We start from the raw sequence: 21,396 nt of genomic DNA on the forward strand, positions 1-21,396 counted from the left end.
CAAAACCTAAAAACCTACCTATAATTATATCTTCTTTCGATGCCGGCTTAGCTCAGCAGGTAGAGCAGCTGATTTGTAATCAGAAGGTCACGAGTTCGATTCTTGTAGCCGGCACCACAGAATTTTAAGCCCATATCTTCGGATATGGGCTTTTTACGTTTCTGGTTTGTAAACAGGTGTAGAACTCTTGCGCCTTTTTAAACATAAAGTCTCTCTGGTTCACACAATGCTAGATATAGCTAATTTTTAAAGACTACCTTATCGAAAGACGCATATTTCATTATTTGATGAAATAAATTTACCTCTTCCTTATTTTTGGATTGCCATTTTTGCAAATGATGACGATGACCAAAGAACAGAAGATGACGTCTTGCCCGTGAGCAAGCCACATTTAATCGCTTTTTATCCAAGATGAAGTTAAGATTGCCTTCTGTGCGAACTGTAGAGTAGCACACAATATCGGCCTCACTGCCTTGAAAAGCATCGACGGTGTCCACGGCTACAGAAACAGCACCAAGTTTTTCATCTTGCATATTCCAGCCGATTTGACCAAGGATGCGACGAATACAATGCTTCTGTGCGCTATAGGGTGTAATTACTGCAACGGAAATGGGGTTCGGATAATCACGCTTGGAGAGTATTTTTAGGAAATCAGCAATGGCAAAGGCTTCAAGTTCATTGCTTTTGCTTGTACCGCATTGCTTTTGCGTGCCCTTCACATCAACCCAATAAATACTCTTTTCTAAGAGATATTGACTGTCAAAATGCGTGTCAGAAAGCCCATTAAAGAGCCTCCGTTTACCCTGTGGACTATAAAAAAGATTAGCCACGAGATTGCCAATATCAGGTGCCATGCGATATTGTTTATTCAGTGTTTCCTTACACTCGGCAGGCAAGCGATTAAACATCAATTCAAAAAAGCTTTCTTCAAAGAAATTTTCTTGTAAAAACTCGAGCGCTTGCGTTGCTTCGTCATCGCGAAGCATGGGAGCAATACTTGGCGGTAGTTGATAGTGATCGCCCACCAAAACCACTTTTCTTGATCGTAGAATAGGAATGAGAATTTCAGGGACTGTTGCTCGCCCAGCTTCGTCAATGATGGCGACATCAAATTGAAGTTGGTCAATGCCTCCTTTGTTTGTCGCTAACCCTACACAAGTTGCTCCTACTAAGTTACGATTATTAAGTAAAGTGATAAAGAGCTCTTCTTGTCCTTTAGGGTTTTGTGAGAGCTGAGTAAGTTTTGCATACCATGAATAGCAAAGCGTTTGTTCATCCCCTGCTAAATGAGTTGCTGCTTGGATAGCGCTATTATTTAATTGACTTATAAAGTCGTTATATTGTTTGTTAAAAGACAAGGTCTGCACACTGGCACTCATTTTGTCCTGATTACCAATGCGTATGGCTTGTAGGGAGGAAGAAAAGCGAGATTGGTGTTTTTCTAAAAACTTGCTTAATGCATTGTCAACAGCGGTGTTTTGTTGAGAAACGACCAGCACACGGCAATGTGGATTTCTCAAGAATAATTGATAAAGAATTTCTACAATGGCTGTCGTTTTCCCTGCACCCGGTGGACCTTGAATCAAGGCAATATTAGGCTCTCTCAGTGCTAAACGCACCACATCTTTTTGGCTTTCGTCCAATTGGGTAGACCAAGCAATGTCGGTAGATATTTCTTCCTGATTAGGTAGGTAGTTTTCAGGCGCTAATAAAATATTCTTCAAGGCTGGATTAACCATGCGATCCATGGAAAAATCCTCTAGTGCTTGTTCCTGTCGTTTGAGAGGGACACTAGGAATGCTGACGACTAGGCGTAGCATGCAATCTGCATCGTTGTTGAAAAGGAATGAACCCTCAATTTTGATGCGACCTTCTTGCGAGGTATAGAGAGGTGGACGGTAATCGTAACGTGTTGCAGGAACATAGTCAGCTCGCTCTTTGTCCCAGTAATCTAAATGGATGCAGTATTCAGGACGAAGAGAGGATTCTTCATCAAGCACTTCCTTGAGTTTTGGATATAATTGATTAAAGTGATCAATGAACGGTTCTGGTAATAAGGCTTTTGAAATGGTTAGCGTGTTATTCGCTAAATCGTAATCGGCTATGCTTAGGGGAAATGTCAATACCGTGTTTTCATCTAGGTTTCGTTGGTACGCGATGACGCGTTCCCAATGTTGGTAAAAGCGTGCTTGTGCAAGACGAATCGGCGAATCACTTAAGTCTCGCATAGCTTGGGTACAGAAGTGGAGAAATTCTTTTATTCCGTAGTCCCAGCCTATTTGTTCGGCACGTGCGAGTTTGTGATCAATGAGAATGAAACTGAAAGGAGTATCTAGCCCAACGGATAAGTGATTGCCTTGGGTGACTTGCTGGACTTCTAATAGTGAGAGGTCGTTGCTCACTTGACAATCTATTCTGACAGACGACTTAGCAAGAGAAATCATGCCGGTAGCAGGGATATATGCTAATAGTGTCCAATGTTCGTTGGGGTGCCAGAATGCATCATCCGTAATTTGTCGAAGATGATGTTCTTGAATGCTGATGTAGAGCTGTTGGTATTGTTGGGCGGATTTGGTAGCATAATTAAATTGACTTACTTCAATGCCCCAACCATCTGGATTAAATGGATTTTTATGTAATGTTAAATCGTATGCACTCGGAAAAACAAGTATTTTTTGACCTGTTAGAAGTTTTAGTCCTGGGTGTTTTAGTTGATCTAGAGGCAGATGAGCCGGTACCATCCCATCACAGAGGAATCCTCTAGCATTTTTTCCCTTAATGCGGTCTACAACGAATTCTATGGGTTCTTCAGGCAGGATATGGTGGTAATAAATCTCACCACGAGCAACACAGCCATAGAAAAGATGGGAGTGTTCTTTATGTACAGACTTAATCAGTACAGGGATATCATCGCCATATTTTAGGGCGAGAGCGTTTTGGGTATTGTACTCGCGACCAAAGGAAATGGTATGATTAAAGGGGGCTAATTCTTTGCCTACTTCACTCATGGAAACTAACACGAGTTTGCCAGGATAAAGCCATTCAAGGGGCAAAGAAGAATTAATAGGAGGCAACCCAATCAATTGTTCAAAGTTTTCTTGTTCTACGAAATCATCTATTAGCACTTCCATATAATCAAGATAGCGGCGATATTCTTCCAACCGTATGAAGGCATCTTCCAAGCGTGCGTACTCGCGTCGTAACGCTGATTTGCGATAAGGGCTGGAGGTTTTATCGTTAATTTCTTGATCAATTGTGAGCCTTATGTGCTGCAAGTCTTCTGGTATACTTGCAACAGCAGTTCGGCGCTCTTGAATGTTCTTTTTCAAAAACTGAGCTTGAGCATCAGCTAGCGTTCGTTGGTGTTTTTGACGTGCAATGGCATCCCACGTCTGTGCTTTTTCTAGCTCCTGCAAATTCTTTTGTCGTCTTTCTTCGGCTTGCTTTTGTCGCTCTTTTTCTTCTTCTGTGTTGATGTCATAAAGCCAATCAATAGCGGTGGCGCTGGCTAGTACGACGAGCCCCGCTATAATAATGATAGTTTTCTCATCCATCTTATCTTAGTCTTGATTTTGTAATGCCTTTAACAGATTGCAAGCCTCTTCAGCCGAAATGGTTCCTGACGCTAACAAATCAAGAATTTTTTCTCTCGCCGATGCTTTTTTATCAAGGTTCTGCCCCTGTTGGGTTAATGCGGTCATATTGCGTTCATGTTGATCTTTGTTGGCTTCTTTTTCATTATCCAACTCAGCGAGGCGTTCAGTGTGTTTTAATTGAGATTTTGCTAAGTCTTTTTGAGCAAGATTTACCTCTTTTTCGCATTCTATGTGGATTTGTTTAGTTTTTTCTTTTTCTTTGGCGAGATCAAAACTAGCTTTGAAAGTATCTATCGATTTACCTACGAGGTTTAACGTCTTGTTTAAATCAAGGTTTCCTCCTGTTTTAGGTTCTGTATTGTTATCATTCTTTTTTTTCGTTGTCGCTAGAGCATGTTTCATTGGGACCTCCAGTTATATCCAGTAAAAGTGATAGCGTACTATTAATACAATTGTCAAGTAAAACCTGTAAATGAATGAGTTCCCCAAATGCGCCAGATTGTGACCGTTGTTTCATCAGCAACTGATGCATACGTTTTAGCAGAGCGAGTTGGTCGCGAATCTGTTGTTGAGTGAGTTGACTTTGTTTATTATATTCTATTGATTGGTATTCTTTTTTTTGTAGGAATATTTCTTGTTCTTTTTGTAATTTTTGTCGGCCTAAATCGTTTTTTTCTAATTGCAGACTGAGCTTTTTTTCGAGTGTCTCGTTTTCTATGCGGAGTTGTTTGGTGATTTCAGTTTCTGCACAATAGCGCAAATATGAGCCAGTAGCTTGAATAACTGCTTTTGTGGCATCTATCCATACCAGAATAGGGTTCATCTTGCTGACTGCCCCTTTAGCACCGTGACGGATAAGCATTCCACCATATTTGAGGAGATGCTCATTTTGGTGGGCGTTGTCTACAACTCTAGCGAATATATCAACTGTTTTCATACTGCTAATGAGAAAGTGTGTTTTTAACGAAGGAAAGAACTTATAACGAAATCTATAATTTGCTCTGCAGTAGTTTTTTCTTCTTGTTTCGGAACTGTATAGTGCCTTGTTCTTGGTGCGGTCACCTGTTTCTTTACAGAATTGGAGGATTGTTTTGCTTTATGATGAGGCATGACATCAGCCTGCGCATCACGCGAGAATCTTTTTCCAGAGTGTTCGTTTAGTTTTGTTCTCGTATTTTGGGTGTGTCTTTGGGCTGTACTCGTAGTTTGTTTTTTAACCTCATCAATGTTCTTCTTTATGATAGGTTCTTGCTCGTCAACAAAGAAAATACCCTCTTTGGGAGTGTTTTTTAGGTTTTTGATGAGAAAATCTCGGTTAAAAGAGAGTGGTTGCCAGTTCTGTATGAGGCGGTACTGACGATTAAAACCTATATCGCGTGTAAGTTTGAGCTGCTTAAGTAAATCTGGAACAGCATTTTGCAGGCATATCTCGTCTACATTAGGCCAATACCATTTTGTTCCCAATGCCGCACATTGCTGCTCATCTAGGAGTTGTTCGGGGGTAACATCTAACTTGCTAAAATTATTCATGAGCAAGCTATCCTCTGGCAGTCTATCCTGTAATGAAGCAGGGAAACCGGTTGGTAGGCTATAGCTTGTTTTTAGACAGAGAACTGGACTGAGTAATTTGTATTGTCCACTATGACCTATGAGTAAGTTCCGTGTATCCAGAGGGACGCTAATAGCATACACTTTACCGATGTCAGGAGGCGTGTATCGTACAACCAGTTCCCATTCTTTTTCATAAAAGCTACCCTCTGGAAAGCATTCATTAAAAACACCAAAAATGTGATGAAAGTAGGCCTCGTGGCGATGTAGTAGACGTCTTTTTTGCCTTTCACAGTCTTCGTTCCAGTCTTGGGTGGACCAAAAATTTTGCTGTTTAGCCTTGTCATCTGTGGGAGAGTCATGAATTATATAGCATGAAGCAGGGGAGTCGATAATTTCTGGCATCAGAGAGTCATTGCCCCAGAAATCGTGTGTTCGGTATTGACAATCCAACCAAATATAATGTGGTTTATCGTGTAAACACTGCTGCCATTTTGCTAGTTCACGCCCTTTGCTGGTGAGTGTAAAATTATCACTGACGAGCCCCACTCCTTGCAAACGAGTCAGGATGGGGTGTAGTTGTTGTCTCGTTAATCCAGTGATAGTGGACACAATCTCAAGACCATCAGTGTCGGATGTCAGGTCAGGACTATCTGAATTTGACATCACGAGTGCTTCTAGTATCAAATGAGAAAAATCACCCAGCTGGCTTAGCAAACGATGTCTTAGCGTCAATTCGTAGCGACGTACGGGAACGTAGGCGATGAGATCGTCTTGAAAATCGTGCATATGATTGTGAGTGTTCCTTGCAAAGTTAGCAACCGTTACCAAATTATCAGGGTCTTTGATATTGCGTATAGTAGCATCTGGCTATAGTGATGAACAATTATTTCTCTTGAGGAATAATCGTTACAGGACACACGCCAGAGTTAATAATTGCATAGCTGACACTGCCAAGCACACCGCCAAAGAAAGGATTAGTTCCTCGAGAACCCATAATAATTAAATCAATAGGGTTATCTGTGCCGTGGCTTTCTTTCACTTTTTCAACGATAACTTCTTTAGGGTCGCCTACACCCATCTCTAATGAGTAATCTAATCCAGAAGCTTTTAATTGATCCTCGACACCTTCGGTATTTTCTTTAAAGAGCTGTGTTTGATATTCCTCAATATCTTTGTGATTAAATAATGCTTTAGCATGAACAGTACCAAAACTTGGTTGTACATTTATCACACGTACACGGGTGCCAGAAAGTTTAGCGGCACTAATCGCCCACGCGAGAGCCTTTTTTGCGTTATTCGATGCGTCATAAGGAACGAGATAAGTACGAGCCATAAAAACCTCCATTGGCATAAATTTAATCTTGATGCTTCTATTCTACCCTAGAAATAGTGTTTTCTTAGAGAAACTTGAGTGCGATAGGGGAGAAAAAAGCTTGCTTGCCTTATTGAACATATTGGAGAACTTAAATGTGATAGGAAAATAAGCGTACATCGTTTTATTCTGATGTTTTGTGGGTTTCTGGTGTGTGGCAGGAAAATAAGCATACGTCATCTTATCCTGAATTTTTTGAGGATTCTGAGTGTGATGAGGTGAAATTGTTTTGTCGTATTAAGGGAATAAAAATTTGGAGAGAAAATTTTTTTGCGGTACGATAGAGAGAGTCAAATTCAAGAGGTAAATGATGAAAAACTGGATTAAAACAGCATTGTTAGTGGCTACAGCTTCATTAAGCGCAGTGGTTTATGCTCAACAACAAACCACGATTAAGGGTGAAGTACGTCGTATTGATTTGGATAAGGGCAAAATTGCGATTAAGCAAGATGCCGTATCGGATTTTAAACTCCCTGCGATGACATTGATGTATGAAGTTAACAAAGGTTTGCTCAATGGTGTAAAAGCAGGAGATAAAGTGAAATTCACAGCGACACAGCAAAACAATCGCTATATTATTAACGAGATTAAGGTGGATAATTAATTTGTAAAGTGAGGGGGTATCTCTCTAATGTCAGTTTGATAGGCGGATTTCATATTGATTATCCATGTGATTATATGAATAAAACCCTCTTTAAATAGAAAATCTGCCCTTATGCAATTTCTATGTGATTTATGACTGAATGATGGGCGCAATCTTCTCTTGCCTGCTGCATATCAATCACTATGTGACTTATGCTAGGCATGACGAAATTTAATGAATAAAGGAATCATAATGAAGATGAAATATGGAGTAGTTCTCAAAGAGTTCTAAGTTTTTTAACTTAGAAGGAGAACTCAATGAGTCGAAGTTATAGAAAGAATCCCATCGTAGGGTATTCTTGTGCAGAAAGCGAGAAAAAGGATAAGCAGTTAGCGAATCGTAAATTTAGACGTAGAGCAAAGGTCGCTATTCTTGCTGGTCGCGAACCACCCGTTCGTATGCGTGAGGTGGTTTGTGTATGGAGTTTTGCCAAAGATGGTAAGCAGTATTGCTCCAAAGAAACCATCAAAGCCTATCCTTCCATTATGCGTAAATAAGAAAGTCCCTGTTAGTAATAACAGGGACTTTTACATCCGATACAGTTTTAAGATATTTATAAGTAGGTAAAATTTGTCTTGCAAAACAATTGAGTTATTGCTAGACTACGAAAAGGATGTTTTCGGATGTGAAAAATGAGGTATATAGGATCTAAAAGATTATTGTTGCCATACATTAAAGATGTTCTTGATAGCCATACTACAGGCGCGGAAGAGACTTTTTTAGATTTGTTCGCAGGCACAAATTCTGTCGGGCTTTTTTTTAAGCCTAACTATACCATTTATAGCAACGATATCCTTTATTTCAGCTACGTAAACGCAAAAGCGCTCATCGAAAACAATCGGCTCTTAAGTTTTTCTCGCTTAAGAGAAGAAGGAGTATATCACCCTATAGAATATTTAATGGAATTAACTTCTCCTCTCGAGGGGTATTATGAGCGCTCTTACTCTCCGACAGGGGAGGCGATGTATTTATCGGTATCCAATGCCAAAAAAGTGGATGCTATCCGTGAGTGTCTAGAGGGGTGGCGTATTGGAGGATTAATTGGAGAATATGAATATTTTTATCTTTTAAATGCACTTATAGAAGCTATTCCTTTTGTAAGTAACATCACTGGAACTTATGGTGCGTTTTTAAAACATTGGGATAAGCGGGCTTATGACGAATTGAAGTTACGGACGCCATTGGTGTTCGATAACGGTCGCCGTAATGTTGCTTTCAATGAGGATGCCAACGAATTGGTTAGAAGGGTGCATGCAGACATCACTTATATCGACACTCCTTATAATGCTAGGCAATATGCCCCCAACTATCATGTACTCGAAAATATCGCTAGACATAAGAGGCCTATCTTGGCAGGTCGTACCAAGATGTTCGATTGGAAAATGCTCAGAAGTAGGTATTCTACATCTAAAGACGCTTTGCGGAGTATGGATGACTTATTACGGGATTTACAGTCTACACACGTGTTGTTAAGCTATAACAATGAGGGGCTTATTTCTGAGGCAGACTTGTATGATGTCATTCGTAAACATGCCCGATTGGGGTGCGTTGAGGTACATCGCATTCCATACAGAAAATATCAATCTAAGAAGAAATCCGAAAACATGGAATTGTATGAGTTGTTATTCTATTTCCAGAAAAAGAAACCTACCTATAGGTTACATGAACCATCTGTTGCATATGAGGTTCAACCAAGTCTTAATCTGATTAGCCAGTCACAATTGGTGAAGAGCCCTCTTAATTATGTAGGAGGGAAATACCGTTTGTTAAAACAAATTATTCCGTTGTTCCCTACTCAGATTAATGTTTTTGTCGATCTGTTCAGCGGTGGAGCCAACGTTGGTATTAATGTTCCAGCACGCAAGCATATTTTTAATGATATGAATTATCGTATTAACGAGATGTTTAGGTATTTTCAGTCATGTAATCCAGTTCAACTAATTCAGCAAATAGAGAAGCGCATATCGGAATATGATTTGAGCAAGACTAACGAAGTATCGTTTATGCGTTTCAGAGAAGCATACAATAAGGCACCTAATCCGTTAGACCTTTATGTGCTAGCATCTTACAGCTATAACTATCAGTTCCGCTTTAATAATCAGATGCAGTTTAATAATCCTTTTGGGCGAAATAGGAGTAGTTTTAATGTGAGCATGAAGAATAATCTATTGTGTTTTTTAAGTAAACTTCAAGGTATGAATGCTCAATTTACCGATTTTTTCTTCCATGAATTTGATATTTCTGGATTATCAGAGGGAGACTTTGTATATTTAGATCCACCTTACTTGATTACGACTGCTAGCTATAATGACGGCAATCGTGGTTTTTTGAACTGGGGTGAGACCCAAGAAAAACAAATGTATCAACTCATGCTAAAGTTGCATGAACAGAAAGTTAAATTTGCGTTGAGCAACGTCCTTGAGCATAAGGGCAAGGAAAATTTCCTGCTCAAGAAATTTGCGCGACAGCATGGTTTCATGGTACATAAATTAGATTACCACTACCGAAATGCCTCATACAACACAAACAAAGGGGATAGTGTCGAGGTGCTAATTACGAACTACTGATGCTTGTCAATAATGGAGTCAGCGAAGAAGATTTCCTTGTTATTGAAGTGATTAGCAATACTATCGGGGGGCAATTCTTTTTTAAGAATCATGTCAGCACCAAGTAAGAGCTGTTCTACGTTTAGTGCACCTCCGTTTGTTTTAGTTTCCCTCGCTGTGCTAGTGAGCTGTTCGGCAAATTTTCCTATAAAGCGGCTGGATACCCAAAGAAAATAATAATTTTCGATACTAGCAGGAAAAGCTGTCCACCATTGAGTAGGATTCCTGGCTTTATCTCTTAGTTTGTTGTCAGTGATATAGCGAACCATTTCGTCTTCTTGAGAGATGTTTTTTGAGTAGCCTTCGCTATAGGCTTTCGTATCAACGATGATTCCAAATGTTGATCGGAAACAAATCCCATCAGGCTTTCTTCCCCCACCTAGCAGAACCGTATTCATGCCATAAATCTTTTTAAATAGTTCCATCGTCATTATTTCAAAGTCTCTTGAGCGTTTACCGTCATACGCAATATCAAGTAATTCAATATATTCGGGAGGCAATAAAGTGTATTTTAGGAAGAGGGATTTACGACGTAAACTTTCCTCATCTGCTAACTCTTGTGTAAGATTAAGATGAGGGATAGCGAAGTCATTAACCTTATCTAGAAGTGTAAATTTTTTATTTTTTTCTTGGATGCGCAAACCAAATTTTTTAAGTCCTGCAATATCATTAACAATAATCTGTTGTTCATCTTGAAACCCTTTTGTTTGCAATGTTTCAAGCAGTTTTTTTAATGATAACGGTTTTTCTTGAAGTGCTTTGATAATATACGCACGACGTGTTCGAGTGTAATTTCGGTTAATATCGTTGGTTGCAAGGAATTCCCACATAATAAATTTCTCCAACTGTGCATTGGAAGAATTTCCTTGGGACTGTTTAAGCGCATGAATCCCTGAACCTGTAATCCTATATCCGGGGAATTTTACAGTTGTGTTGTTGACCTTTGTTACAAAATCGTCTTGTTCGACTAGTCCTACTTTAATAAGCCAACTGCAAATACCTCTAGCATATTTATCGCTAGTGCCTTCCACATCTGTCCGGATTTTTTTCTTTTGTGCTGGGTCTGTTTCTCTAGCTAGCCATTCAAGTATAAGTTCTTCATTATAAGAACTGAATCCTTTTTCTCCGCGAAAACCTAAGTGTTCACCAAGTGCAAATTTGGTCCTAAACTGCGTAGGTGTTTGACTTAATAAAGTGAGGATTTGTGTTGCAGGAGGATAGGCTAGTAGAGCTTTTTTAAGAACTTGTCTTTCTTCGTCGCTGTCATCTTTAGTCTTGGCAAATGCCATGCCTTTGGGCGTAATTCGAAAGGTATCTTTACTAGTATTTACCTCAATAAAATTTAAGCTTATGGCCCAACGCAAGTAACCATCAGCAGTCCAGTTATCGGTCCACGTTTTCCCTGTTGTTGATGCTTTTTGTGATGGAATGCTAATTTGAATTAGTGAATTTGCGACAGCGTTACTTCTTGAACGAGGAGATTTTCCATTTTTATCTTTTGATGAACCTACTAGTTCAGTGTATGTAAATTCTGTTTTTTTCTTATCGAGTTTATCTCGAAGTTCTTGACGGAGATTGGTAAAAGGTATGAGGTCAAGTAATGAGTTTTTTAGATTTTGGTAATGGGTAGAAGAGGGTACAAATATTTGAACAACTTTTTTGAGGTGTAGAAAAGACGAAGGGTTTTGAACCCAACCGTATGTTCTAATAATCATAATAGTCCTATCCTTTACTAAAAATCTGGGGGTAGGATAGGTATAACGCAAGAGATTGGTTATACCGCCTACCCAACATTACTCAAAAAGATGTGAGGAGGTTACTACTTCTCCCCTCGCATCAACTTAGCTGCTTCAATGGCAAAATATGTGAGAATGCCGTCAGCACCAGCGCGTTTGAAAGCAATGAGAGATTCCATCATTACCTTATCGTGATCTAACCAGCCATTTTGAGTTGCTGCTTTTAACATAGCATACTCACCACTGACTTGATAGACATAGGTAGGCATTTTGAACTCATCTTTGACTTCACGCAAAATGTCCAAATAAGGTAAACCTGGTTTTACCATAACCATATCAGCCCCCTCGCGAATATCAGCAGCAACTTCGCGTAAGGCTTCATAACGGTTAGCTGGGTCAATTTGATAGGTCATTTTGTTGGACTTACCTAGATTGCTTGCCGAGCCTACTGCGTCACGGAAAGGACCGTAGAATGCACTTGCATATTTAGCAGAATACGCCATTATGCGAGTATAGATATAGCCGTTATCCTCTAAACTCTTACGAATGGCACCGATGCGTCCATCCATCATATCGCTAGGGGCAATGTAATCTGCACCAGCCTCAGCTTGGGCAAGAGCTTGCTTGCGTAGAATTTCAACTGTAATGTCGTTAAGTACATAACCATCTTCATCAATGACACCGTCTTGGCCATGACTGGTGTAGGGGTCTAGTGCTACATCGCACAATACGCCTAATTCAGGAAACTCTTTTTTTAGACTACGAACTACTCTTGGGATTAAACCATCAGGGTTGGCTGCTTCAATGCCATCAGGAGTTTTCAGGCTAGCATCAATAGAAGGGAATAGGGCTAACACAGGTATGCCTAGACGCACACACTCTTCAGCGACTTTTAAAATCGTATCAGGTGAATAACGTACTTGACCCGGCATAGATGGGATAGGTTGTAAAACATTAGAACCCTCTTGTACAAAGACAGGGTAAATAAAATCATCAGGGGTTAAGGTAGTCTCACGTACTAAACGACGAGAGAAATCATCGCGACGATTGCGACGAGGGCGACTATAAGGAAAGTCTGCAGTGATAATACTCATACGTTGTCCTTTGGGATAATCCAGTTAACAATATGTGCGTCCGTTTCTTCGAGGCCAATGCGCTCTGTTGAAGAAAAAGGAATAACTTTGATGGCACCGATGTTTTTCAGTGCTTTAGTAACATCAAAGACCGCACGAACACGCTGTCCATAGGGGAGTTTATCCGCTTTTGTCAATAAGGCAAGTACAGGAACTCCAGAAGGGGCAATCCATTCGGCTAATCGGCGGTCCAGGTCAGTCACACCACGGCGAATATCAATTAAAAGCACAATGCCAGCAAGCGACTCTCGCTCACGGAGATAGGCTCCGAGTACATCCGCCCATTCTTCACGTGTGTTTTGTGCTACAGAAGCAAATCCGTAGCCTGGTAAGTCCACCAAGAAACCCAAGGCTCGGCTAGGATCCTCAGGATTGGGGATGCCAAACATATTAATCAAACGGGTGCGACCAGGGGTCTTACTCGCAAAAGCCAAGCGTCTTTGATTGGTGAGAACATTAATTGCAGAGGATTTACCTACATTAGAGCGACCAACAAAGCAGACCTCAGGGACGGAAGCGGCAGGAAGTTGATTGAGTTTAGCCGCTGAAACGAAAAACTTAGTTTGATGTAAAATTGACACAAGCGACCTTAGATAAGCCAGTTATAAACCATTATTGTATAATTTTATGCGTCAAAAGTAAGTAAATTTCCCATAATCGGTTTATACTGACGTATTAAGCGAAAGTTTTTTATAAAATAGAGCTATTCCATGCGAATAGATTTATTGAAAATAACCAATTTGATCTTTGATCGAGGGTCTAAATGAAGCAAGTTTTTTCTAAGGTTCTACTAGCAAGCAGCCTAGTAATGGGCTTTACTGCCGCAGCCCAAGCACAAAATGCAGCACTGCCTGACGCAAAACGTGGCGAGGCTTTGTACACCCAGGGTGATGTTAAAAGAGGCATTCTTCCCTGTATCGCCTGTCATGGTGTTCAGGGTAATAGTGCATTAGCTATGTATCCTCATTTGGCTGGTCTGCCTGCTGGTTATATTGTTAACCAGTTGAAAAACTTTCAAGTTCCACAAGGTGCTACACATAGTGCACGTATGAATGCAGATGGTTCACCAACTCCGATGGCACCCATTGTGATGCAGATGACTGATGCTGATATGCACGATTTAGCAGCTTATATTTCTGAGCAGCAATTAACAAAACCTGCTTTTGCTAAACAAGCTGCGGATATTGATTTTGTTCACCGTGGTCGTGATATTTGGCGTGCAGGTATTCCAGAGCGCAATGTACCGGCTTGTGCTTCTTGCCACGGTGCCAATGGTAAGGGTCTTCCTGCAATTTTCCCTGCCTTGTCTGGTCAACATCCTGAGTACATTCTTGCTCAGCTTAAGGCGTTTGCAGATGGCTACCGTACTAATGGTGGGGCAGAAAATATGATGGGTACAATCGCCAACCGCATGAGCAATGCAGATATGAAAGCTGTAGCAGATTATGCCGCAGGTATTCGTTAATTTAGCGTTGTTTGTTTGATTACTCATACCATAATAAATAACCACAGGGGATGCCTATAGGTATCCCCTTGTTTTTGAGAATTGATTGTGACTACCAAGAAATATAAGCGTCAATGGGGTGCAGAGCTGTTTGAACTATTCGGCTCTATGCGATTTGCGATTTGTTTACTTGTTATTGTTTGTGTTGCAAGTGCCATTGGTACCTTGCTCGAACAGAATCGGGAAGAGATTTTTTATATCGACCGTTTTGGGACTTACTGGTATCAAGTTTTTAGCAAGTTTAATGTTGCTCAGATTTATAATACAACCTGGTTTCTGGTCGTGATGGGGGTATTGGTTGTCTCTACTACGATTTGCTTGATTCGCAATGTCCCTAAAATTCTCAAAGATGTGCGTTCTTTTAAAGAGTATATCCGTGTAGGGAGCTGGCGTGCTTTTCCGCATAAGTTAGAGGTGCATACGGCATACCCTCTAGAGCAAACCGCTAGTATGTCTAAAGTCTGGCTCAAAAAGCATGGTTATGTCTTTAGAGAGAAAGTCGATGGAGATACGGTTTTATTAGCCTCTAAAAAAGGAAGTATTAACCGACTGGGGTATATTTTTGCCCATCTCTCTATTGTTGTGGTTTGTATTGGTGGTTTGCTGGATAGTGAGTTGCCAAACCGCCTACAAATTTGGTTGGCTGGCAAGGAGCCTATTCCAGATACTGCTCGTTATGTTTCTGATGTGCCTGCCAGCTCGAAGTTTGGCGTGGATAACATCAGTTTCCGAGGGAATGTAGGCATTAGCGAGGGTGAAAGCTCGAATATTGCTTTATTAAAATTAGGTGAAGACACTTACCTGCAAACATTACCTTTTGATGTTCATCTTAATCGTTTTATTATTGAATACTATGAGATGAATGGTATGCCTAAGCGGTTTGCTAGTGATGTGACCATTACAGACTATGAGACCGGTAAACAAGAGCGTCAGGTAATTGAGGTAAATCATCCTTATGAGTTGCACGGCATCACTTTATATCAATCAAGTTTTAGTGATGGTGGTTCTAAGGTGGATTTATCCGTGGCACCTATTAAAGGTGCTACAGTAGCAGTGAAAGATATTAAAACAGCAGTGGGTAAGACGACTGATTTAGCTGTAGAAGTAGAGGGCAAGACGATTCCTTATAAGCTCACCATTAATGACTTTAGACCGATTAATGTTGAGAACTTGGATACGGCATCAGGTACATTGTCACAACCCAAGGATTTTGAACAACAGATCTTGGCTGTGACAGGGAGTGCAGCAAAGAAGCAAACAGGGCTGCATAATGTAGGGCCTTCGGTGCGTTATACTTTGACAGATGACAGTAATCAGTCAGTTGAGTTTCAGAATTACATGCTGCCTATTAAGTTAGATGGCAGATTGGTTTTCTTGGTAGGGATGAAATTACCAACTGATGGTGGTTTTAGCTATATTCGTATTCCTGTAGATGATAAAAGCAGCATGGGAGAATTTTTGGCCCTAAGAGCTGCATTTGATGATTCAGCGATGCGACATAGAGCTGCACAAGCCTATGCTGCCAAAGTGCAAGATACGCGTATTGATAAGAGAAGTATTGAAACACTGGCTGAGCGTGCTTTGGAGATTTTTGCTCAGCGTGGTTTTAAAGGATTAGATGATTATGTAGATGGTGTGGGTGTGCCAGAAGCTGATCGCGTACCTGAAAAGATTCGTGAACCCATGCGTGGTATTCTGCGTGATTATTTGATTTTCTCTGCGATTGAGTTACGTAACTTTGCTCGTGAAAAATTACAATTACCTGCATTAACCTATGCTGATCAGGAAAATGCTGAGAAGCAGGCACAGTGGTTTGATACAGCATTACGGGGCTTGTCAGATATGGCTTTTTATCCATCGCCAGTGATTTTACAGTTACGTAGCTTCCAGCATATCCAAGCCACAGTATTACAGGCAACCCGTTCTCCAGGTAAATTTATTGTGTACCTAGGATGTTTGTTTCTCATTATTGGCGTATTTGTGATGTTTTATATTCGCGAGCGCCGTTTATGGTTATGGGTAACTAGAGAAGAGCAAGGAAGTGTCATTCGTATCGCGATGACTTCTCAAAAACGCACTTTGGATTTCCAACGTGAGTTTGATGTATGTAAACAAGACTTTAGCGAGTTAGAAAGGAAAGATGATGTCTGAAGCACCAGTATCTACTCTCAATGAGCCTATGGATGCCCCGTCTAGTAAATGGGTGGAAAAGTCAGAAACTGCCAATCCTATGCGTGGGCGGTTGAATTGGACAGATGGTGTCTATCTTGTCGTCTTGTATGCTGCTGTGGCGTATATTTTGCGTACATGGCCAGACAGTATGGACAGCTATGAGAAAGGTATCTTAGCGATTACACCATTGTTTTTGGTGTGGTTGGGCTGGTTATGGCGTCCTTTGCGCTCCTTGAGTATTGGTGTGATGTTAGCAGCTTTACTGGCAATTTGGTTATACAACGGTGAGTTAGCCAATGCCCAATCGAAGTTTCTTCTAAAGTATTTAATTTCCTCCCAATCAGCCATATTGTGGATGAGTGCATTGTTCTTTATGGCTACACTCACCTATTGGATTTCCTATTTTAGTCCTAGAGTAGACTGGATGGGTACCCTGTTGACTTGGGCAGGGGTGAGTATGGGTTTTATCGGCTTATTGGTGCGTTGGCGTGAGGGGCATCTTATAGCGGCAGACATGGGGCATATTCCTGTCAGTAACCTCTATGAGGTATTTGTACTGTTTTGCCTAATCACAGCATTGTTTTATCTCTATTATGAGAAACGTTATAACACACGTGCTTTAGGTGGTTTTGTTTTATTGATTATCTCATCTGCTGTCATTTTCCTCATGTGGTACACCTTTGAGCGAGATGCAGCGACGATTACCCCATTGAATAATGCCCTAAACAGCTGGTGGATGAAGTTACATGTGCCTGCTAACTTTGTGGGGTATGGCACATTCTCTCTAGCTGCAATGGTTGGCTTTGCTTATTTGGTTAAACAGCATGGCAATACCACCTCGTGGTTACCATTGATTCCTTTGTTGCTTGTTGGAGGAGCCTTGGTTGCAGAAGCCTTTATCCTAGGTTCTCGTGGCAAAGAGGTCTCGGTCTTCTGGCTAGTATACTTTGGTATTAGCGTGATGATTGTTGCTTTGATTCTTATGGCACGTAAGCAAATTGCAGCGAGATTGCCATCGTTTGAGGTACTAGATGATATTATGTATCGGGCCATCGCGGTGGGGTTTGCATTCTTTACTGTAGCAACTGTGCTTGGAGCATTGTGGGCAGCAGATGCATGGGGTACTTATTGGCAATGGGACCCTAAAGAAACCTGGGCTCTTGTGGTGTGGCTAAACTATGCATCATGGTTACACCTTCGTCTTATGAAGGGGATGCGCGGAGTGGCGGCAGCTTATTGGGCGCTTATAGGGCTTGTAGTTACGACTTTTGCATTTATCGGTGTGAATATTTTCCTTTCGGGATTGCATTCATATGGGGAACTCTAGAGCGGCATAATAAGTGATTTAGGTGGTGTATATATCACCACCTAGTCCGATAAGCCCTTTGCTAAGAGGTGTGGTAGGTCACTACACCTCATAATCAATTGTGAGTGGGGCATGGTCAGAAAAGCGTTCATCTTTATAGATAGACACTGCTCTAGCCTTGGCTGCGATGCCAGGTGTGGCAACATGGTAATCAATCCGCCATCCGACATTCTTTGCCCATGCCTGTCCACGATTACTCCACCAAGTGTATTGGTCTGCCTCTTGGTTTAAGAGACGAAAGACATCGACAAATCCATGCTCATCAAATAATTGGGTCATCCAAGCACGTTCTTCTGGCGTAAAGCCAGAATTTTTGAGATTGCCTTTCCAGTTCTTTAAATCAATTTCTTTATGGGCAATATTCCAGTCCCCACAGATAATATAGTCATGACCCGTCTCACGATAATGTTGCATCATGGCATCAATCCATGGGGTGAACTGATCAAGAAAGCGAAATTTTGCCTCTTGTCGTTCTGGACCGCTAGAACCCGATGGGAGGTAGGCACTGACTACAGTGAAATCACCAAAATCAGCACTGAGTAAACGCCCTTCTGCATCAAACTCTTCACTCCCCATTCCACTGGTGTAACGGGCGGGTAATGCTGTATAGATACCTACACCACTGTACCCCTTTTTTACTGCATGATGAAACTGTCCACGGTATTGCAGAGGATGACGCAAATCATCGGTTAAGTCAGCATCACTAATTTTGATTTCTTGTAAGCACACAATATCTGCTTGATTTTTGTGTAGCCACTCAAATAGCCCTTTTTTTACAGCAGAACGAATGCCATTCACATTGATGGATGTAATTCTTAACACGAGAAGTCCTTTTTAGTGTTTTTTACTGGGATAGACTGCTGCCCCGATAATCAAGGCACCCCCGATAATCATTTTAAGGGTAGGCTCTTCATTAAACAGCAGCCAAGCTACTACAATAGCATAGACAGGCTCTAATGCAATAATTAGCCCTGTGGTACGCGCACTGATAAACTGTACACTGCTTACAAAGAAATAGTGAGAGAGAGCAGTACAAATAATGCCTAGTATAGCCAACCAGAAAAGGTCAGTCGTTGTCATGGTGAGGTTGGCAAAGAATAATAAGGGTAACGTCGATATGGCAACAACAAGATTTTGCCAAAAAGAAATGACAACTGGGTTGATTTGATTCCCCATAGTGCGATTAACCACAGCAAGACAAGCAAAGCTAAAGCCAGAGAATATCCCCCATAATAGACCCTCGGTATTGCTATTTTTAAAATCAAAATCAGGCGATACTAGCACTAAGCCCACCATCACCGCTAATACAAGGACCCATGAGGTCTTGCTGACTTTATCATGTAATACAAAACGCTCAATCAGGGTAATAAAAGCAGGGAAGCTCGCAAAACCCAGTGTTGCCATGGCTACACCACCAATCTTGATGGAGTAGAAGAAGGTTGTCCAGTGGATTGAGAGTAAGATGCCAGAAAAAATAAGAGAGAAAATTAACCTGCGGGTAATCCCCTTGGTCATACTAATCTTAAATAAAAGACCTGCAACAAAAAGACTGATAAAAGCAAAGGTTGAACGCCCTAAGGTGATGAGGGCAGCATCTGTCTGGATAAGAGCACCAAGAATGCCAGTGAGTCCGAATAAAACGGCAGCAGTGTGGGCGAATAAAAGTCCTTTTTGGTTGTCGGTCATGGGGGTACCTGTTAAGCAAACAAAACGAACAGCACACTCTCAAGAAGTGTGCTGTATCTTTCTACATATGCTAGATTACCATAAGTTGGCTAGGAAACAAATAGTAAGTACTTATAACATACGTTCAAATCTAAAATGAAAAGCCAGTAGACTGCTAAGATGCCAAATGTTCACTTGATAGTACCCCAAGGAGTTTAACTTTCAAATCTAAACTTTGTCAGCCACAAAAGGGCTGTGTTCACTTGACAGTCCCCCAAGGAGTTTAACTTTCAAATCTAAACCCACTGGCAGCAATACCTCCCATCGTATTATCTTCATGATAGTGTAAGAAAGCCTTATCCTCTCCTGCTGCACCAACTGCTACCATTAGTGGAATGAGATGGTCCTCCATGGGGTGGGCAAAGCGAGCGGATGGTGCTTGTTCCCATTGGAGAAGCGCATTCTTGCGAAGATTAAAGACACTCATCGCAGCAGCGGTTTCAACCAGTATTTGTTCACGTAGCCACTCATCAAATTGGAGTGAAAATGCGGCACCAGCAGGGTTAAACATCCGCATATTATGAAAACTTAAGCCACTACCAATAATCAACACATTCTGATCGCGTAAATAGCTCAATGCTTGTCCTAGGCGAATGTGATAGGCTGGGTCAAAAGAGCGCTCAATGGACAGTTGCACTACGGGTATATCAGCATCTGGGAAGGCTAGCGCCAGTGGAACAAAAGCACCATGATCAAAACCACGCTCGCTGTTTTCCACGATATTAAAACCAGCAGCGATAAGATGTGTCTCTATATCTTTGGCCAATATAGGATCCCCTGGAGCAGGATACTGGATATGGTAAGTATGTTCAGGAAAACCGTAGTAGTCGTAGAACATGTCAGGTTTGGGATTGGTCATAATAGCTAATCCACCCTGAGTAACCCAGTGTGCGGATACCATCAATATAGCACGAGGTTTCTGTGGTATCTCGTTGGGGATATTTGCTGTTGCTTGACGTAATCCTTGATAACGCTCATTCCACTCAGGAATCCAAGGCCAAGGGCCACCACCATGAGAGAGAAAATAAACAACTTGTTTCATAATAAATTCCTTGTCAATACAGTCTCTACCCTGTCTACCACCACTTTTAGAAGCTCTGTAACTTGGTTCATAAAGAATTTTAGACAACTATTCACTATTGTCTGGCATACATTTTTTGATAGGAGTAGAGACAAGTTTAGTCACTGATGTTATTGTATGTGCAACTATAAAGAAGAAATAGAGAGAAAATGGCGAAGCAGCATTTCCTAATAGGAAATGATGAATAATTCACCTAATTCGTATTAAAATAATGTTTTCATTACTGCTTTTTAGGAACTGTTATGTCACAAAACAATCGACTTGATTTTGTCCGCTTTGCCCTAGACCAAGGGGTATTAAAATTTGGTGAGTTTAAAGTAAAGTCAGGTCGATTAAGCCCTTATTTTTTTAATGCAGGTTTGTTTAATAGTGGCCGCTCTATTGGTGCATTAGCACAGTTTTATGCTAATGCACTAGTTGATTCTGGGGTAGAATTTGATATGCTTTTTGGTCCAGCTTACAAGGGGATTTCTCTAGCAGCAACTACAGCGGTTGCTTTAGGGGCTCACCCTAAATTGAATAAAGATGTGCCATTTGCGTTTAATCGTAAAGAAGCCAAGGATCATGGTGAGGGCGGTGTATTAGTGGGGGCTCCACTCCAAGGCAAGGTGGTCATTATTGATGATGTCATTACTGCTGGAACATCAGTACGCGAATCTGTTGAAATTATTCGTCAAGCAGGAGCAACACCAGCAGCAGTATTGATTGCTCTTGATCGTATGGAACGTGCTGGTACTGATGAGGCCTTATCAGCACATTCTGCAGTCCAAGAAGTAGAACAGAAATACGGTATGCCAGTAGTAAGCATTGCGTCACTTAGCGACATTATGCAGCTGCTAGAGCAAGAGCCTCAGTTTGCTGAACATAAAGCACGTGTAGCAGAATATCGTGCTCGCTATGGGGTATAAAAG

The 21,396-nt window shown here is 41.1% G+C and carries 18 protein-coding genes and 1 tRNA gene; 8 read left to right on the forward strand and 11 right to left on the reverse strand.

Annotated features, from left to right (window positions below):
• Positions 1–41: 41 nt before the first annotated feature.
• Positions 42–117 (forward strand) — tRNA-Thr (locus HKX40_RS09540).
• 122 nt (positions 118–239) lie between these two features.
• On the opposite strand, the gene HKX40_RS09545 is transcribed toward HKX40_RS09540, so the two are convergent.
• The 5 genes from HKX40_RS09545 to HKX40_RS09565 form a co-directional block, all read right to left on the reverse strand.
• A complete protein-coding gene (locus HKX40_RS09545; RefSeq protein ID WP_171589350.1) occupies positions 240–3,554 on the reverse strand; it encodes a DEAD/DEAH box helicase in 3,315 nt (1,104 codons plus the stop codon).
• Between the two features lie 6 nt (positions 3,555–3,560).
• Positions 3,561–3,998: a hypothetical protein gene (locus tag HKX40_RS09550; protein WP_171589351.1), complete on the reverse strand. Its 438-nt coding sequence runs from the start codon at positions 3,996–3,998 to the stop codon at positions 3,561–3,563.
• A complete protein-coding gene (locus tag HKX40_RS09555) occupies positions 3,961–4,533 on the reverse strand; it encodes a hypothetical protein (RefSeq protein ID WP_171589352.1) in 573 nt (190 codons plus the stop codon). Before HKX40_RS09555 ends, HKX40_RS09550 begins: the two co-directional genes overlap by 38 nt.
• A gap of 23 nt (positions 4,534–4,556) precedes the next feature.
• Positions 4,557–5,933 carry a hypothetical protein gene (locus HKX40_RS09560; RefSeq protein WP_171589353.1) on the reverse strand — a complete coding sequence of 459 codons (1,377 nt, stop codon included), beginning with the start codon at positions 5,931–5,933 and terminating at the stop codon, positions 4,557–4,559.
• Positions 5,934–6,030: 97 nt separating this feature from the next.
• Positions 6,031–6,480, reverse strand: a complete 450-nt coding sequence (locus HKX40_RS09565; RefSeq protein ID WP_171589354.1) for a universal stress protein — start codon at positions 6,478–6,480, stop codon at positions 6,031–6,033.
• 346 nt (positions 6,481–6,826) lie between these two features.
• On the opposite strand from HKX40_RS09565, the gene HKX40_RS09570 reads away from it, so the two are divergent.
• The 3 genes from HKX40_RS09570 (at position 6,827) to HKX40_RS09580 (ending at position 9,729) form a co-directional block, all read left to right on the forward strand.
• On the forward strand, positions 6,827–7,123 hold the full coding sequence (locus tag HKX40_RS09570) for a copper-binding protein (protein WP_246233668.1): 297 nt from the start codon (positions 6,827–6,829) through the stop codon (positions 7,121–7,123).
• A 296-nt stretch (positions 7,124–7,419) separates the two neighbouring features.
• Positions 7,420–7,659, forward strand: a complete 240-nt coding sequence (locus HKX40_RS09575; RefSeq protein ID WP_171589355.1) for a hypothetical protein — start codon at positions 7,420–7,422, stop codon at positions 7,657–7,659.
• A 135-nt stretch (positions 7,660–7,794) separates the two neighbouring features.
• Positions 7,795–9,729 carry a Dam family site-specific DNA-(adenine-N6)-methyltransferase gene (locus tag HKX40_RS09580; protein WP_171589356.1) on the forward strand — a complete coding sequence of 645 codons (1,935 nt, stop codon included), beginning with the start codon at positions 7,795–7,797 and terminating at the stop codon, positions 9,727–9,729.
• Here HKX40_RS09580 and HKX40_RS09585 read toward each other — a convergent pair.
• The 3 genes from HKX40_RS09585 to yihA all read right to left on the reverse strand — a co-directional run bounded on the left by HKX40_RS09585 (position 9,723) and on the right by yihA (position 13,218).
• Positions 9,723–11,483, reverse strand: coding sequence for a restriction endonuclease FokI recognition domain-containing protein (locus tag HKX40_RS09585; protein WP_171589357.1), 1,761 nt, complete (start codon positions 11,481–11,483; stop codon positions 9,723–9,725). The two genes, HKX40_RS09580 and HKX40_RS09585, sit on opposite strands and share 7 nt — an antisense overlap.
• Positions 11,484–11,587: 104 nt before the next feature.
• Positions 11,588–12,598 carry a porphobilinogen synthase gene (hemB, locus tag HKX40_RS09590; protein ID WP_171589358.1) on the reverse strand — a complete coding sequence of 337 codons (1,011 nt, stop codon included), beginning with the start codon at positions 12,596–12,598 and terminating at the stop codon, positions 11,588–11,590.
• Positions 12,595–13,218, reverse strand: coding sequence for a ribosome biogenesis GTP-binding protein YihA/YsxC (gene yihA, locus HKX40_RS09595; protein WP_171589359.1), 624 nt, complete (start codon positions 13,216–13,218; stop codon positions 12,595–12,597). Before yihA ends, hemB begins: the two co-directional genes overlap by 4 nt.
• Before the next feature lie 182 nt (positions 13,219–13,400).
• Here yihA and HKX40_RS09600 point away from each other — a divergent pair, with 182 nt between their 5' ends.
• From HKX40_RS09600 to ccsB, 3 genes are all read left to right on the forward strand, one after another.
• Positions 13,401–14,102 carry a c-type cytochrome gene (locus HKX40_RS09600; RefSeq protein ID WP_171589360.1) on the forward strand — a complete coding sequence of 234 codons (702 nt, stop codon included), beginning with the start codon at positions 13,401–13,403 and terminating at the stop codon, positions 14,100–14,102.
• An 87-nt stretch (positions 14,103–14,189) separates the two neighbouring features.
• Positions 14,190–16,292 (forward strand): cytochrome c biogenesis protein ResB, encoded by a 2,103-nt coding sequence (locus HKX40_RS09605; protein WP_343043074.1) that lies wholly within the window; start codon positions 14,190–14,192, stop codon positions 16,290–16,292.
• A gap of 28 nt (positions 16,293–16,320) precedes the next feature.
• Entirely contained in the window at positions 16,321–17,640 is a 1,320-nt protein-coding gene (gene ccsB, locus HKX40_RS09610) for a c-type cytochrome biogenesis protein CcsB (protein WP_425500460.1), read from the forward strand.
• Between the two features lie 81 nt (positions 17,641–17,721).
• Here the strand turns inward: ccsB and HKX40_RS09615 are convergent, their stop codons facing one another.
• The 3 genes from HKX40_RS09615 to HKX40_RS09625 form a co-directional block, all read right to left on the reverse strand.
• The gene (locus HKX40_RS09615) at positions 17,722–18,501 is read right to left on the reverse strand and encodes an exodeoxyribonuclease III (RefSeq protein ID WP_171589361.1); all 780 of its coding nucleotides are present in this window, start codon (positions 18,499–18,501) and stop codon (positions 17,722–17,724) included.
• A 12-nt stretch (positions 18,502–18,513) separates the two neighbouring features.
• Entirely contained in the window at positions 18,514–19,365 is an 852-nt protein-coding gene (locus tag HKX40_RS09620; protein ID WP_171589362.1) for a DMT family transporter, read from the reverse strand.
• A gap of 262 nt (positions 19,366–19,627) precedes the next feature.
• Positions 19,628–20,446 (reverse strand): DODA-type extradiol aromatic ring-opening family dioxygenase, encoded by an 819-nt coding sequence (locus HKX40_RS09625; RefSeq protein ID WP_171589363.1) that lies wholly within the window; start codon positions 20,444–20,446, stop codon positions 19,628–19,630.
• A 281-nt stretch (positions 20,447–20,727) separates the two neighbouring features.
• On the opposite strand from HKX40_RS09625, the gene pyrE reads away from it, so the two are divergent.
• Complete coding sequence (gene pyrE / locus HKX40_RS09630; RefSeq protein ID WP_171589364.1) at positions 20,728–21,393, forward strand: orotate phosphoribosyltransferase; 666 nt, start codon at positions 20,728–20,730, stop codon at positions 21,391–21,393.
• The last annotated feature ends 3 nt before the right edge of the window (positions 21,394–21,396 follow it).

Source organism: Pelistega europaea (genome assembly GCF_013133775.1).
Taxonomy (GTDB): Bacteria; Pseudomonadota; Gammaproteobacteria; order Burkholderiales; family Burkholderiaceae_B; genus Taylorella; species Taylorella europaea.